Annotated in this window: 14 protein-coding genes; 1 reads left to right on the top strand and 13 read right to left on the bottom strand. The window is 69.4% G+C overall.

Translation table 11 applies throughout. The features are described from left to right. Positions 1 to 32 precede the first annotated feature (32 nt). The 8 genes from A605_RS02085 to A605_RS02050 form a co-directional block, all read right to left on the bottom strand. On the bottom strand, positions 33 to 515 hold the full coding sequence (locus A605_RS02085; RefSeq protein WP_015399850.1) for a hypothetical protein: 483 nt from the start codon (positions 513 to 515) through the stop codon (positions 33 to 35). Positions 516 to 519: 4 nt separating this feature from the next. Continuing rightward, positions 520 to 1,209 carry a hypothetical protein gene (locus A605_RS02080; RefSeq protein ID WP_015399849.1) on the bottom strand — a complete coding sequence of 230 codons (690 nt, stop codon included), beginning with the start codon at positions 1,207 to 1,209 and terminating at the stop codon, positions 520 to 522. Positions 1,210 to 1,237: 28 nt separating this feature from the next. Next, complete coding sequence (hemB, locus tag A605_RS02075; protein ID WP_015399848.1) at positions 1,238 to 2,266, bottom strand: porphobilinogen synthase; 1,029 nt, start codon at positions 2,264 to 2,266, stop codon at positions 1,238 to 1,240. Between the two features lie 256 nt (positions 2,267 to 2,522). Beyond that, entirely contained in the window at positions 2,523 to 4,238 is a 1,716-nt protein-coding gene (locus A605_RS02070) for a bifunctional uroporphyrinogen-III C-methyltransferase/uroporphyrinogen-III synthase (protein ID WP_015399847.1), read from the bottom strand. A 287-nt stretch (positions 4,239 to 4,525) separates the two neighbouring features. Continuing rightward, on the bottom strand, positions 4,526 to 4,888 hold the full coding sequence (locus A605_RS02065) for a hypothetical protein (protein WP_015399846.1): 363 nt from the start codon (positions 4,886 to 4,888) through the stop codon (positions 4,526 to 4,528). An 80-nt stretch (positions 4,889 to 4,968) separates the two neighbouring features. Continuing rightward, positions 4,969 to 5,892, bottom strand: a complete 924-nt coding sequence (hemC, locus tag A605_RS02060; RefSeq protein WP_015399845.1) for a hydroxymethylbilane synthase — start codon at positions 5,890 to 5,892, stop codon at positions 4,969 to 4,971. An 11-nt stretch (positions 5,893 to 5,903) separates the two neighbouring features. Then, positions 5,904 to 7,256, bottom strand: a complete 1,353-nt coding sequence (locus A605_RS02055) for a glutamyl-tRNA reductase (RefSeq protein ID WP_027004220.1) — start codon at positions 7,254 to 7,256, stop codon at positions 5,904 to 5,906. A 127-nt stretch (positions 7,257 to 7,383) separates the two neighbouring features. Further along, positions 7,384 to 7,635 (bottom strand): glutaredoxin family protein, encoded by a 252-nt coding sequence (locus tag A605_RS02050; RefSeq protein WP_015399843.1) that lies wholly within the window; start codon positions 7,633 to 7,635, stop codon positions 7,384 to 7,386. 160 nt (positions 7,636 to 7,795) lie between these two features. On the opposite strand from A605_RS02050, the gene A605_RS02045 reads away from it, so the two are divergent. Beyond that, a complete protein-coding gene (locus A605_RS02045) occupies positions 7,796 to 8,890 on the top strand; it encodes an HAD-IB family hydrolase (protein WP_015399842.1) in 1,095 nt (364 codons plus the stop codon). A gap of 96 nt (positions 8,891 to 8,986) precedes the next feature. Here the strand turns inward: A605_RS02045 and A605_RS14940 are convergent, their stop codons facing one another. The 5 genes from A605_RS14940 to A605_RS02025 form a co-directional block, all read right to left on the bottom strand. Further along, positions 8,987 to 9,088 (bottom strand): 30S ribosomal protein bS22, encoded by a 102-nt coding sequence (locus tag A605_RS14940; RefSeq protein ID WP_003855542.1) that lies wholly within the window; start codon positions 9,086 to 9,088, stop codon positions 8,987 to 8,989. A 303-nt stretch (positions 9,089 to 9,391) separates the two neighbouring features. Further along, the gene (locus tag A605_RS02040; RefSeq protein ID WP_015399841.1) at positions 9,392 to 9,583 is read right to left on the bottom strand and encodes a helix-turn-helix domain-containing protein; all 192 of its coding nucleotides are present in this window, start codon (positions 9,581 to 9,583) and stop codon (positions 9,392 to 9,394) included. Positions 9,584 to 9,802: 219 nt separating this feature from the next. Next, positions 9,803 to 10,630, bottom strand: a complete 828-nt coding sequence (gene proC, locus A605_RS02035; protein WP_015399840.1) for a pyrroline-5-carboxylate reductase — start codon at positions 10,628 to 10,630, stop codon at positions 9,803 to 9,805. 80 nt (positions 10,631 to 10,710) lie between these two features. Then, complete coding sequence (locus tag A605_RS14725) at positions 10,711 to 12,231, bottom strand: ZIP family metal transporter (RefSeq protein ID WP_015399839.1); 1,521 nt, start codon at positions 12,229 to 12,231, stop codon at positions 10,711 to 10,713. After that, the gene (locus tag A605_RS02025; protein ID WP_034990417.1) at positions 12,228 to 13,175 is read right to left on the bottom strand and encodes a Ppx/GppA family phosphatase; all 948 of its coding nucleotides are present in this window, start codon (positions 13,173 to 13,175) and stop codon (positions 12,228 to 12,230) included. The genes A605_RS14725 and A605_RS02025 overlap by 4 nt, the downstream gene beginning before the upstream one ends. Positions 13,176 to 13,208 lie beyond the last annotated feature (33 nt).

Genomic DNA, 13,208 nt, shown 5'->3' with positions numbered 1-13,208 from the left:
ATCCGCTCCCCTCTGGCCGCGTTCCGCCCGTTCTAGCTGTTCATCCGTCTGATGAATTCGTTGGCCGACGGCCGGAAGATGAACAGTGCGCTGAGTGCCAACAATACGACAATCAGGACGAGTCCGAGACCGCCCACCTGGATGGCGAAGGAGGCGACGTTGAAGAACAGCGACAGCCCGATCACACCGGCCAGCCAGCGGCGGGAGAGCTTGCCCCCGCCCTTCAGCTGGGCGGCCAGCACGGCGATCATCAACCCTGCGACGATGTTGAAGAAGCCGAGGAAGCGCACGTTGCGCAGGAAGGCCGCGATGAGTTCCCGGTCGGCGTCCGGGTCTCCCCGGTACCCGTCGGTGAGCATGACCAGCCCGGAGAGAACCATGACGATCGCGGAGGCCACGCACAGGTAGTAGCCCCAGCGCAGGGCGTCGGGCCAGGTGTCGGAGTCCCCGCTCCCGCTTGAGCGCCGGTGGGGATCGTCGGGGGAACGGTACAGCGAGGGGAACATGCTCGGCATGGCACTACTTCCTGTCATTCGGCGGGCGACCGGGGCGGGCGGACCCGTCGGGGTCGTTGAGCTCCCCGGTCCACTGCAGGGTCTCCCTCCGTGCCCCGAAGATCAGGGCGAGGACCGCCGCGACGCCGATCAGGATCTGCAGGCTGCCGTCGAACAGGTACAGCGCCAACGGGACGTCGGAGGCGCCGGGCGAGACCATGAACAGCATCAGGGTGCGGATGCCGAAGTAGAAGCCGAAGATCAGCAGCAGCCGCCGGGCCATGGGCGCGTGTCTCGACCGCTTGCGGATCAGCGTGAGCATCCAGGCCAGCAGACCCACGATGGCCACCGCGATCACCGCGGCGACGACCACGGCGCTGTAGGCGCTGGTGGTGATCAGCGCGTCCGCCACCTCCGGGGCCTGCTCCGTGTCGACGGTCTCCCGGGCGGCGGCCAGCAGCGCGGAGGGGTCGATCAGGGACATGACCACGTTGAGGATCTGGTGGAGGGCCTCACCGGCGAGTGCGCCGGCCCACAGCAGGATCAGCAGGCGGACGCTCTCGGGCAGGCCCGTTAGCCGTCCGCGCTTCTTACCGGTCTTACCGGTCTCGTCGCTGGCGCTGGCGGCGGTGCTGCCAGTGCTGCCGGTTCTGTCGGTGTGGTCCGGCGCGGGTGGGTTCGGGGTGGGTGGTGTGGGAGGGGTCGGCTCTGTCACGGTGACGGATTCAGTCCTTGGGGTTTGACTACCGGGCGGAGAGCGCCCTGGCGGCGTCGGTGGCGAAGTAGGTGAGGATCTGGTCGGCGCCGGCGCGCTTGATGGAGACCAGCGACTCCATCATCACGGCGTCCAGGTCGACCCAGCCGTTACGGCCGGCGGCCTGGATCATCGCGTACTCGCCGGAGACCTGGTAGGCGGCGACCGGCACCGGCGAGAGGTCAGCGACGGCGCGCAGCACGTCGAGGTACGGCAGGGCGGGCTTGACCATGACGAAGTCGGCGCCTTCGTCGATGTCGAGCTCGGTCTCGAGCAGCGACTCCCGCAGGTTGGCCGGGTCCTGCTGGTAGGTGCGGCGGTCGCCCTGCAGGGAGGAGCCGACGGCCTCACGGAAGGGGCCGAAGAAGGCGGAGGCGTACTTGGCGGAGTAGGCCATGATGGACACGTCCTGGTGGCCGGCCTCATCGAGGGCGTCGCGGATGGCGAGCACCTGGCCGTCCATCATGCCGGACGGGGAGACGATGTGCGCCCCGGCCTCCGCCTGGGCGACGGCCATCTGCTGGTACAACACCAGTGTGGCGTCATTGTCGACGACCGCGTTGCCGTGACGGTCGGTGCGCACCACGCCGCAGTGGCCGTGGTCGGTGAACTCGTCCAGGCAGGTGTCGGCCATGACGAGCAGGTCGTCGCCGAACTCCTCGCGGAGCGCGGCCAGGCCGCGGTTGAGCACACCGTCGGGGTTCCAGGCCTGGGTGCCCTCGGCGTCCTTGTCCTCGTCCCGCGGGACGCCGAACAGGTCCACGCAGCGGACCCCGGCGTCGAGGGCGTCGTGGGCGGCGCGCTTCAGGGAGTCGAGGGTGTGCTGGTGGACGCCCGGCATGGAGACGATCTCGCGGGGCTCGGCGATACCGTCGGCGTAGAACATGGGCAGGATCAGATCCGCGGGGCGCAGCGCGGTCTCGGCGACGAGCTCGCGCATCGCCGGGTTCTGGCGCAGCCGCCGGGGGCGGCGGGACGGGGCCGGGAGCGGGAGATGGGAGTTACGGGGAGTCGACACGGCGGATGCGGATCCTTCCTGGACGTACTGGGGTGACGTGCTGAGGTGACGTGCTGAGGCGTGAAACCTGTGCGTCCCATTCTAGGGAGGATCCCGACACGGTCACGGACCAGCCTGCACCGGACCCGCCTCGCCCGGTTCCCGCGGCCGCGGGCCTCCGGTTTCCGCCGGTCAGCGAAAAGCGGTGCCGGGTTCCGCGGGTCTCCCCCCGCGGAATCCGGCACCGCTTCCCCGCCCGGGCAGCTGAAACACCCGGCTAGGACGCCTCCTGCTGCACGCCTCCGTCAGCACCGTCCGCCCCGGCGGCCGTCTTACGGCGGGTACGGCGCTTCTTGCGCGGCGGGGGCAGCTGGCCGGCCGCACGCAGCGTGGCCACGTGCTCGGCGAGTGCGTCGACCAGTTCGGGCACCTCCGCGATCTCCGGCATGACGTCGACGCGCAGGCCCATCTCCCTCGCCGTGGCCGCGGTCATGGGGCCGATGCAGGCGATGATGGTGCGCTGGTGCGGCTTGCCCGCGATGCCGACGAGGTTCTTCACCGTCGAGGAGGAGGTGAAGCACACTGCGTCGAAGCCGCCGGACTTGATCATGTCGCGGATCTCGGCGGACGGCGGAGCGGCGCGGACGGTGCGGTAGGCGACGATGTCGTCGACCTCCCAACCCAGCTCGCGCACGCCGTCGACGAGGACGTCGGTCGCGATGTCGGCACGCGGCAGCAGCACCCGGCCGACGGGGTCGAGCCCCTCGACGTACTCCGGGAAGACCTCCACCAGGCCGGCGGCGTTCTGCTTCTTCGGGTCCGGCAGCAGCTCGGGCGTGATGCCGAGGTCGCGGATCGCCTGCGCGGTCTTGGAGCCGACGGCGGCGATGTGGACACCGGCGAAGGCGCGGGAGTCGAGGCCGATCTCGGTGATCTTCTCCCACACCGCGTTGACGGCATTGACGGAGGTGAACACGACCCACTGGTAGCGGCCCTCGACGATGCCCTTGACGGCGCGCTCCATCTGGGCCGGGTTGCGCGGCGGCTCCACGGAGATCGTGGGCACGGACTGCGGGATCGCGCCGAAGGAGGACAGGCGGGCGCTCATGGAGGCGGCCTGCTCCTTGGTGCGCGGGACCAGCACGCGCCAGCCGTAGAGTGGGCGGTTCTCCCACCAGGAGTACTTGGTGCGGTCGTCGACCCCCTTGCCCAGGGTGACCACGAGGTGGCCGGGCAGCTCGGCGTCGAGCTTGCCCAGGGTGCCCAGGGTGGCGTCGTGGGTGCGCTGGAGGCGGGTGGTGCCGTTGACCGTGACGGAGACCGGGGTGTCGGCGCCCATGCCGCGGGTCTTGAGCTCCTCGGCGACCGTCGGCAGATCAGCCTCGGTGGCCTGCAGAACCAGGGGCTGCGGGGCGCTGGCGAGCTGATCCCAGTCCACTCCGCCGCCGGTGACGTCGGTCTCGGTGAAGGTCGAACCCAGCGCGATACCGGCGAACGACGGCACCGTCGACGGCAGGGACATGCCCGGCACAACCTGGAACTCCAGGCCGGCCGCCGCCACCGCGGAGATCTCCGCCATGGCGGACTCACGGGTCAGCGGATTGCCGGTGACCAGACGGATCACGTCCCCGCCCTCGTTCAGCGCCTCGGTCAGCTGTCCGACGATCGCCTCGGGGGCGGGATCGGTGACCGGACGGATGTCGGCGGCGGTGGGGGCCGGCGGGCGTGGGGGCTTGCGGCGGGCGCCGGACTCCTTCGCCTCGGCGCACAGGCGCTCGTACTCCGCCTCGGCGGCGGCGAGTTTCTCCTCCGGGACCGGCAGGGCGGAGCCGACGATCTCGTGGACTCCGGTGAGCACCTCCGGGTCGGTGACGGCGATAGCGGTGTTCGCGAGCACCTCACGGGCACGAACGGTCAGCAGGTCGGGGTTGCCGGGCCCGGCGCCGACGAAGACGACCTTTCCCGGCTGGGAGGTCTGGGGGGCCATGCTCATACGGATCTTTTCTAGTGTCGGGCCCGAGGGGCGGCCCCGGGAGATGATCGGGGGACGCGGTACCTCGGGCCGTGCGGGTGTCACAACAGGTCAGGACACAAATGTACGCCCAACTGAGCGGGGCCGACCGGGTATCCGGCGGCGGCGAATGCGGCTAAGGGGGGCCAGTTCGCTCGGGGGCGTTCACCGTGTGGTATCTACACCATAATTTAGGAAGCCCAGAATAGAAAAACGCCTGACCGTCGTCCGGCGCGGAAGCCCGCCTCCGGAACCCTCCCCGGACACGCTCAGGCGTCGACCGGACACAGCTCCTCGGCATAGCGCCGGGCCCGGGCCGTGGAGATGACGATCCGGTCGACGGTGACGTCGGCCAGCTCGATCACCAGCCCCGGCTGGCGGCCGTGGCAGACCGCGAAGGTCCGCTGACGGGTGCCGTCCTCGGCACCCACGGTCCCGGTGTAGGTCAGACCGCGGATGCGGGTGGCCGATTCGCGGCGCCCCTCGCCGGCGGCGGAGCAGGCGTCGTCGACGACGGTCACCCGGCGGATGGCACGTCTCGGGACGGTGAGATGGGACCGTCGGGCGGCGAGTTTCTCCCACCAGTCCAATTCGACGGTCACTTTCCCGTCCGTGATATTCAGGGCAGCCATGATCTTTTCAGATTAGCGGAGTCAGGGCCATGGGGGCCATGGTTCCGCACTGTGAGCTACCTGGGCTTCTTCTGGACGCGTTACTCGGCGGCCATCAGGTCCGCCGCACCGTCGTGCAGCAGCTCATCGGCGAGGTCGCGTCCCAGGGCGGTGACCACCGCGGTCGCGTCGGCCAGCCCGGAGTCCGGGACCTGCACGGCCTCGTTGGTCACCAGCTGGCGGGAGCCGTCGAGGGCGAACACTCCGGCGGTCAGGGTCAGCTGGTTGTCGAAGAGCTCCGCATGGGCCGCCACTGGGGCGGTGCAGCCGGCCTCGAGGCGATTGAGCAGGGCACGCTCGGCCATGGCCGCGACAGTGGTGTCGGGGTCCACCAGACGCTCCAGGGCGGCGACGGCCCGCTCGTCGTCGGCCCGGCACTCTACGGCCAGGGCACCCTGGGCCGGGGCCGGCAGGACCTCGGAGGGCTCGAAGACCTGGGTCGCGCGGTCACCGAGATCGGTGCGGCGCAGGCCCGCGTAGGCCAGCACGACGGCGTCGAGCTCACCGGAGGTGACCTTGCCCATCCGCGTCTCGATGTTGCCGCGCAGCGGGCGGATGTCCAGGTCGGGGCGCTTCGCCTTCAGCTGTGAGATGCGCCGTGGCGCGGAGGTGCCCACTTTCGCACCCTCCGGGAGGGTCTCCAGGGTCAGTCCGTCGCGGGCGATGAGCGCCTCACGGGCGTCGGCACGCGGCGGCACGACCAGGACGAAACGCTCGTCCCAGGCGGTGGGCAGATCCTTGAAGGAGTGGACGGCGATGTCGCACTCCCCCGCCTCCAGTGCCTCACGCAGGGCCTGGGTGAACACGCCGACGCCGATGCGCTCGACCGGGGCCATGTTGACGTCACCCTGGGTGGTGACGATGTGCAGTTCGGAGTCGAACCCGGCGGCGATGAGCGCGTCGCGCACGTGGCCGGCCTGGGTGGTGGCCAGCTTCGAGCCGCGGGTTCCGATCTTGAAGGTCATGGGTGTGCTCCTTAGTGTGTGCCGGGTTCCGTACCGACGGCCTTGATGTCGCCCTCCGGGAGGTCCGAGACGTCGACGGCGACCGCGGGTTGGACGGCCTTGAGGCCGAACAGCTCCTGCAGGGCGGACTCGTAGGAGACCACGCCCGATTCGGCGGCGAGCTCCTTGACCCGGATGGTGGGCTGGTGGAGGAGCTTGTCGACGACGCGGCGCACCGTGCGCGACACCTCCTGGAAGTCTGCCCCATCCATCGACGGCGTGCGGCCCTGCAGCCGCGTTAGCTCGGCCTCGACCAGCTCGGAGGCGTGGCGGCGCAGCGCGGACACGGCCGGGGCGACGTCGCGCACCCGCTGGTCGGAGGAGTAGGCGTCGAGTTCCTCGGAGACGATGTCGAGGGCGTCCCGGTGCCCCTCGGCGCCGGAATCGCGACTGTTCAGCGACTTGTGCAGGCGCTCGATGTTGACGAGGTGGACGCCGTCCCGCTCGACGACGTCATCGGAGATGTCGCGCGGCATGGACAGGTCGATGAGCATGAGCCCACCCTCGCGGTTGGCGGGCAGGTTCGCGGCGGTGATGGTGAAGTCGTCGGCGCCGGTGGCGGAGACCGCCAGGTCGACGTGCTCCAGCGCGGCCGCCCGGTCCTCGTAGTCGACGACGTCGGCGGCGACGCCGGCCTCGTGCGCGTGCCCGGCCAGCCGCTCGGCCCGCTCGCGCGTGCGGTTGGCGATCACGAGCCTGTCGACGCCGAGCCGACCCAGGTGGGTCGCCGCCAGCGAGGCCATCGCCCCCGCCCCGAGCACGAGCGCGGTGCGCCCGCCCAGGTCGGTGGCGTCCAGCTGGCGCAGCGCCTCGTCGATGGCGAAGGAGACCATGGAGGCGCCGGCGTCGTCGATGTCGGTCTCGGAGTGCACCCGCTTGCCGGCGTGCAGCGCCGACTGCGCCAGCGAGTGCAGGGCCGGGCCGACGGTCCCCTTGTCGCTGGCCTCCTGGTACGCGGTGCGCACCTGGCCGATGATCTGCTGCTCACCGACGACCATGGAATCCAGGCCGGAGGCGACGACCATCATGTGCTCGGCGGCGGCGTCGGCGTAGCGGACGTAGAGGTAACCACGCAGCGTCTCGACATCGACGTCGGAGACCTCGTGGAGGACCTCCACGATGTCCTGCACCCCGCGGTGGAAGCTGTTGGTCACCGAGTAGACCTCGAGCCGGTTGCAGGTGGAGATGATCATCGCCTCGGACAGGGACGGGCGCTGAACCAGATTGGTGGTGGTGTCATGGCGCACCGTCTCGTCCATGCTCAGTCGTTCAAGGAGGGCGACCGGCGCCGACCTGTGCGACATTCCCACGACGAGCACACTCACGATTTCCTTCACCGTTCTTTCACTGCACGACAGTCCCGGGGGACTGGGGGTTGGGGGCATATCATACAAAAGGATACCCCCACTCTCCCCGGAACCTGTATCCGCCCTGGGAGCACCCCCATAAAAGCTACCGGGAGAGCTCGTCCGCCAGCTCGTCATCGTCGACCTCCCAGCAGGCGAACTCCTCGTCATCGATGACGACGACCGGGACCCGGTCACCGTACTCCACCGCCAGCTCGGGATCATGGTCGACGTTGCGGACCTCGAGCGAGCACCCGGCCGCCTCGACGACCGGGGTGATCTGCTCGGCCACCCGCGCGCAGGACCCGCAGGTGGTGCGCACCATCAGTTCTACCGTGTGCCGGGATCCGGACTCCATCCCCGCCACCGTCCTTTCTCCCTCTCCGGGACATCCGACGCGGAACCCCCCACCGTTGCGGCCGCATCCTCATTCGAGCGGCGGGGCTGCGTCGGACCTACGATGGACACGATACCGAGCCGGGGGCACATCCACGTATCCCGGCCGCCGAGAGGAAGGCATGAACACCGCCGTGAACCCCGAGCAGCCCTCGTTCCCCGGTTCCCCGCAGGAGTTCCTGGCCAGCTGGAGCGCCACCCGGGGCAACCTCCGGCGATTCGTCGAGGACCGCGCCCTGCCCCCCATCGACGAGCACACGCAGCGCACCGCCGGTGAGGCCGCGGCCGCCGCCGCCGTGCAGGAGACCTTCGGCATCGAGCTGGACGCATTCTCCTCGGGCGTGGAGTCCGTCTCCGGGTCGATCGAGGCGGCCGGCGGATTCCGGATCTCCACCCCGGATCCGGACATTCCGGAGGATGTCGGCGCCGCCGCGTTCTTCGACGTGGACAACACCCTCATCCAGGGGTCCTCGCTGATCGTCTTCGCCATGGGACTGGCCCGCAGACGCTACTTCCGGCTCTCCGAGATCCTTCCGATCGCCTGGAAGCAGCTCAAGTTCCGTTTCACCGGCTCCGAGAACGCCACGGACGTGGCGGAGGGCCGCACCCAGGCGCTTGAGTTCATTCAGGGACGCACCGTCGCGGAGCTGGTCGAATTGTGCGAGGAGATCGTCGACTCGCACATGGTGGGCAAGGCGTGGCCGGGCACCCGGGAGCTGGCCCAGATGCACCTGCAGGCCGGCCACCAGGTGTGGCTGGTCACCGCCACCCCGGTGCAGCTGGCCCAGATCCTCGCCCGCCGCTTCGGCTTCACGGGCGCGCTCGGCACCGTCGCCGAGGTCGACGAGGAGGGGCGCTTCACCGGCCGGCTGGTCGGCGACATCCTCCACGGCCCGGGCAAGAAGCACGCCGTGGCCGCGCTCTCCGCGATTGAGCAGCTGGACATGTCGCGCTGCACCGCCTACTCCGACTCCATCAACGACATTCCCATGCTGTCGATGGTGGGCACCGCCGTGGCCATCAACCCCGACAAGAAGCTGCGCAGGGAGGCCGCCCTGCGCGGGTGGGCGATCCGCGACTACCGCAGCATCCGCCGCGCCGTGCGCACCTGGGGGGTGCCGGCACTGGCCACCGCGGCCTTCTCCGTCTGCGGCTGGCGCCTCTTCCGCCGCAGTCCCGGCGCCACCCCCGGTCCACAGCCGCACCAGGCGGCGTGACGGGGTCCGGGCCACGGGCCCCGGACACACGAACGCCGCGCTCCCCCGGAACAGGACCGGGAAGGCGCGGCGCGTGGATCGGCGAACCGAAGCGGCTTACTTGCCGAGCTTACGACGCTGAACGCGGGTGCGGCGCAGCATCTTGCGGTGCTTCTTCTTGGACATACGCTTGCGGCGCTTCTTGATGACAGAACCCATAGAGGTTTCCTCGCTTCATGAATGGTTGTACGTACAGACCTGCCGGCCCAGCCACGGACCCGTGAGGATCTCCGCCGTCGAGGTGCACGCTCGACGGTTGGCCGCCGGGGTGGAAGGCGGCCAGCGCGGATGGATCACCGGCACGAATGCGTTACAGCATACCGGGCCGCACTCCGCGGTCCAAAAACCCGGCGGTGGAAAGGGCCCGGAAACAGCTGCGGCGCCCGCCGCTCCCCGAAGGAAGTCGCGGGCGCCGCGGAAACACACCGGTGGTACGTGGCCCCTCCGGTGGCTGTCCGACGGCTATCCGGCCTCGAAGTACGAGGAGTCCAGGTAATCGCTGACCGCCTTCTCATGGACACGGAAGGACCTGCCCACACGCACCGCCGGCAGCTCACCGGCATGGACGAGCCGGTAAACGGTCATCTTCGACACGCGCATGATGTCGGCGACCTCTGCGACCGTCAGGAAGGTTCCCTTATCTTCATTAGCCATAATATTCATCTACCCTTCAGCAAATGGCGCGCTGTAGGCTTCCCCTCCCACAGAACGGACACGCACGTGCTTGGACCAGCTTAGCGTGAACGGTGTGACTCTTGCGACCTAAGTGCAAATAATCACGGGGTGTGTCGGAGGAGAAATGGCGCGCACCGTTCAACTCCGGCCAGGCCGACCGTGTCGGCCCCGGCCGTCCCGCGCTTCCCGCCGTCCGGACTACTTCTCCGGGGTGGCGGGGGCACCCAGCTCAGCGGAGCGGGTGGCGCAGGCCTCGGCGGCGCGGAAGAAGGCACCACGGATACCGGACTCCTCCAGCTCCCGCAGGGCCGCCACCGTCGTCCCCGCCGGGGATGAGACGTTCGCGCGCAGCGTGGTCGGGTCGATCCCGGACTCGGCGAGCATCGCACCCGCGCCCGCCGCGGAGCTCGTGACCAGCTTCTGCGCGACATCGCGGGTGAGGCCGAGGGAGACTCCGGCGTCGATCAGCGCCTCAGCGACGAGGAAGAAGTAGGCCGGCGAGGAGCCCGACATCGCGGTGACCGCGTCAAGGTCGGATTCCGCCACGTTGACAACGTCGCCGACGCTGCCCAGCAGTCGCGCGACGACGTCGAGCTGTTCCTCATTGACGAACCGTCCCGGTGCCACCGCGTTCATGCCCTTGCCGACGAGCATCGGGGTGTTGGGCATGACGCGTACGACCGGAGTGCCGGCGACCAGGGCGTCCTCCATCGCCGCCAGGGGAATTCCCGCGGCCATGGACACCACGACCGTGGAGACGTCATTACCGTCGATGGTGTCGGCGATCTCCGTCAACAGGGCGGGAATGCCCTTCGGTTTGACGCAGAGGAACACGACGTCGGCCCCCTCGACCGCCTGCCGGTTGTCCGTGAGGTCGTGAATTCCGTAGGTCTCGCGCAGCTCCTGGCCGCGTTCGGCGCGCCGGTTGGTCACGTTGATGGATTGCGGAGCGGTGCCCGCGGCGATGAGGCCCGAGATCAGCGCTTCGCCGATCTTGCCGCCTCCGAGTACAGCGATAGTGGTCATGGCTTCCACCCTGCCACGACAACGGCCCCCGCGGCACCACGCGGGGTGCCGCGGGGGCCCTTTCGGCCGGGTGGGGCGTCCTACAGCACGATGATGGCGAGCGGGCCGAAGGTCATCACCAGGCCGACGACGCCCGCGAGGACCATCGACAGCTGGTCGCGGGCGGGGCGCAGGGCGTGGACGACGGCGACCATCACGCCGGTGACCGCGAGCGCCAGCAGGGCGACGATGATGCGGTTGAACCGTCCCCACAGCAGATCGAAGCCCAGGAACACCAGGACACCGACCACAATGCCGATCAGAGCCATCAGTAGAACCGCGCCCATGGAGATCTGCTCGTCGCCGTCGCCGGCGTCGACACCCTCCTCATCCCACTTGTCGACATCCGCGTCGGCGTCGGCAGGGCCATCTGACCCGACGGCCGGCATCTGCCCGGTCTCCTCCGCGTCCCGGGCACCGCCCAGAACGGCGGCCGAGGCAGCCGCGGACTTGGCGGCCGGAGCGGTGGGCTGCCTGCGGACCGGCTCGTCCGCGTGGACCTTCCCGAGCACCGTCGTGTCGTGGGCCGCCGGTGCGGCGGAATCCTGCGCTTTGCCGCTCTTGTCGGCCTTTTCGGTCTTGTCGGTCTTGTCGGTCTTATCCGCCGCCGGCTTCTTGCCTTCGTCGGTCTTCCCGTCTTCGGACTTCTTGGCTGCGGCCTTCTTATCGACGGACTTGCCGGCGTCCGCAGCCTTCGCCACCGAGGTCGCCGCAACCGAGGCGCCCGGAGTTGTCCCGGCGGGCGCCTTCACCGTCGGGGCCTTAGCGGCGGGCGCCGTGGTGCCGGTCGCCTTCCTGGTGCCCTTCTCAGCTGGCTTGTCGACCGACTTCTCCGGGGCCTTCGTCTTTTCGGTGGGTTTGTCCGCTGCCTTCTCGGCCGCCTTGCCAGTGGTCTTCGGTGCCGGAGTCGGGGACGGGGCTGCCCCCGCAGGCTTTCCGTCCGCAGGCTTCGCCTCGGCGGGTTTCCCGGCAGCCTTAGGGGCATCCGGTTTTGCCGCGGGCTTTTCTGCCGCCTTCCCGGCCATCTTCTCGGCCGATTTCGCCCCTGCCGGGCGACTGCCGACCTTCTCGCTGATCTGCTTTTCGGCGGGTTTGGCCGCCGACTTCTCGGTGGCCTTCTCTGCCGGCTTGGCAGGCGTACCCGGCTTGGCCGCCGACTTCTCGGTGGCCTTCTCTGTCGGCTTGGCGGACTCACCGGCCTTGGCCGCAGGCTTGTCAGCAGCCTTCTCTGCCGGCTTGGCAGGCGTATCGGGCTTGGCCGCAGGCTTGTCAGCAGGGGTGCCGGTAGTTTTTCTCTCGCCCTTGCCCTCACTCTTCCCGCCGGCCTTCGGCTCGTCCGCCTTCGTCTCCGCCGGGGCGTCGATGGGCACGGAGGAGTGCCGGGACTCGGCCGGCGCTTCCTTGACCTTCGGGATGGAACCGGTGAGCTCGGCGACGGAGATGCCGCCCTCCTCGAGGCTGCGGCGACGTCGGCGTTTCGGCTTCTCCTCCGACGCGGAGTCCTTGTCCTTCCCCGCGCGAGCGAGCAGCTCGGCAACGGTCAGTTGCTTGTCGTCGCTCATGATTGCGTCCTTTCCTGAGGCAGTCCCGTGTCGATCCGCCGGAGAATGACACCCTCGCGGAGAGCCCACGGACAAATCTCGAGCTTCTCCAGTCCGAGGGCGCGCATACTGGCCTCGGCGACGAGGGCGCCGGCGACGATCTGGTGCGAACGGTCGGAGCTGATGCCCTCGAGCTCGGCCCGGTCGGCCGCGGTCATGCGGGTGATGAAGGCGATCAGCTGGCGCAGACCTGGTGCGGTCAGGGTGCGCTTGACATAGGGGCCCTCGGAGCTCGGTGCGGCACCAGTCAGGCGGGCGAGGGTGCGGAAGGTCTTGGAGGTGCCCACCGCCAGGCCGGCGGGGCCGAAAGCCCGCATCTGACGCGTGGCATCGGCGAGCTCGGCGTCGATGTAGTCGCGCAGCAGATTGACCTTCTTGCGCGCAGGCGGATCGGTGTCGAACCACCGGTGGGTCAGGCGGCCGGCCCCGAGGTCGAGGGAGACGGCGACGTCGGGTTCCTCGTCGGAGCCGGTGGACAGCTCCAGGGAGCCGCCGCCGATGTCGAGATTGGTGATGCGTCCGGCGGACCAGCCGTACCAGCGGCGCACCGCGAGGAACGTCAGGCGGGCCTCGTCCGCGCCGGAGAGGATCCGCAGGCGCACACCGGTCTCCTCCTCCACCCGGTCGAGGACCTCGTCGGAGTTGGCCGCGGAGCGGACCGCTGAGGTGGCGAAGGGCATGATCTCGGAGCAACCGAGCGTCCCGGCGAGTTCGGCCGCCTCCCCGACGGCCTTCGACAGCTTCTTGACGCCCCGTTCGTCGATGGCGCCGTCATCGTTGATCAGCTCGACGAGTCGTAGACTGGTCTTCCAGTCGCTCATCGGAGTCGGATGACCGCCGTTGCGGGCATCCACCGCCACCAGATGGACAGTGTTGCTGCCCACGTCCAATACACCTAATCGCACATGGTACAGGGTAGACGGTCTACCGTTGGGAAG

Origin of the sequence: Corynebacterium halotolerans YIM 70093 = DSM 44683, from assembly GCF_000341345.1 — a bacterium.
GTDB lineage: Bacteria > Actinomycetota > Actinomycetes > Mycobacteriales > Mycobacteriaceae > Corynebacterium > Corynebacterium halotolerans.
The sequence above is the reverse complement of the archived record's forward strand: the minus strand, read 5'-3'. Positions and strand labels throughout refer to the sequence as shown.

Bases quoted from the DNA above. Each gene is read 5' to 3' on its own strand.
- hemC (WP_015399845.1), bottom strand. From the start codon at position 5,892: ATGACCTTCAAGATCGGAACCCGCGGCTCGAAGCTGGCCACCACCCAG.
- A605_RS02085 (WP_015399850.1), bottom strand. From the start codon at position 515: ATGCCGAGCATGTTCCCCTCGCTGTACCGTTCCCCCGACGATCCCCAC.
- A605_RS02040 (WP_015399841.1), bottom strand. From the start codon at position 9,583: ATGGCTAATGAAGATAAGGGAACCTTCCTGACGGTCGCAGAGGTCGCC.
- A605_RS02045 (WP_015399842.1), top strand. From the start codon at position 7,796: ATGAACACCGCCGTGAACCCCGAGCAGCCCTCGTTCCCCGGTTCCCCG.
- A605_RS02070 (WP_015399847.1), bottom strand. From the start codon at position 4,238: ATGAGCATGGCCCCCCAGACCTCCCAGCCGGGAAAGGTCGTCTTCGTC.
- proC (WP_015399840.1), bottom strand. From the start codon at position 10,630: ATGACCACTATCGCTGTACTCGGAGGCGGCAAGATCGGCGAAGCGCTG.
- A605_RS14725 (WP_015399839.1), bottom strand. From the start codon at position 12,231: ATGAGCGACGACAAGCAACTGACCGTTGCCGAGCTGCTCGCTCGCGCG.
- A605_RS02065 (WP_015399846.1), bottom strand. From the start codon at position 4,888: ATGGCTGCCCTGAATATCACGGACGGGAAAGTGACCGTCGAATTGGAC.
- A605_RS02050 (WP_015399843.1), bottom strand. From the start codon at position 7,635: ATGGAGTCCGGATCCCGGCACACGGTAGAACTGATGGTGCGCACCACC.
- A605_RS14940 (WP_003855542.1), bottom strand. From the start codon at position 9,088: ATGGGTTCTGTCATCAAGAAGCGCCGCAAGCGTATGTCCAAGAAGAAG.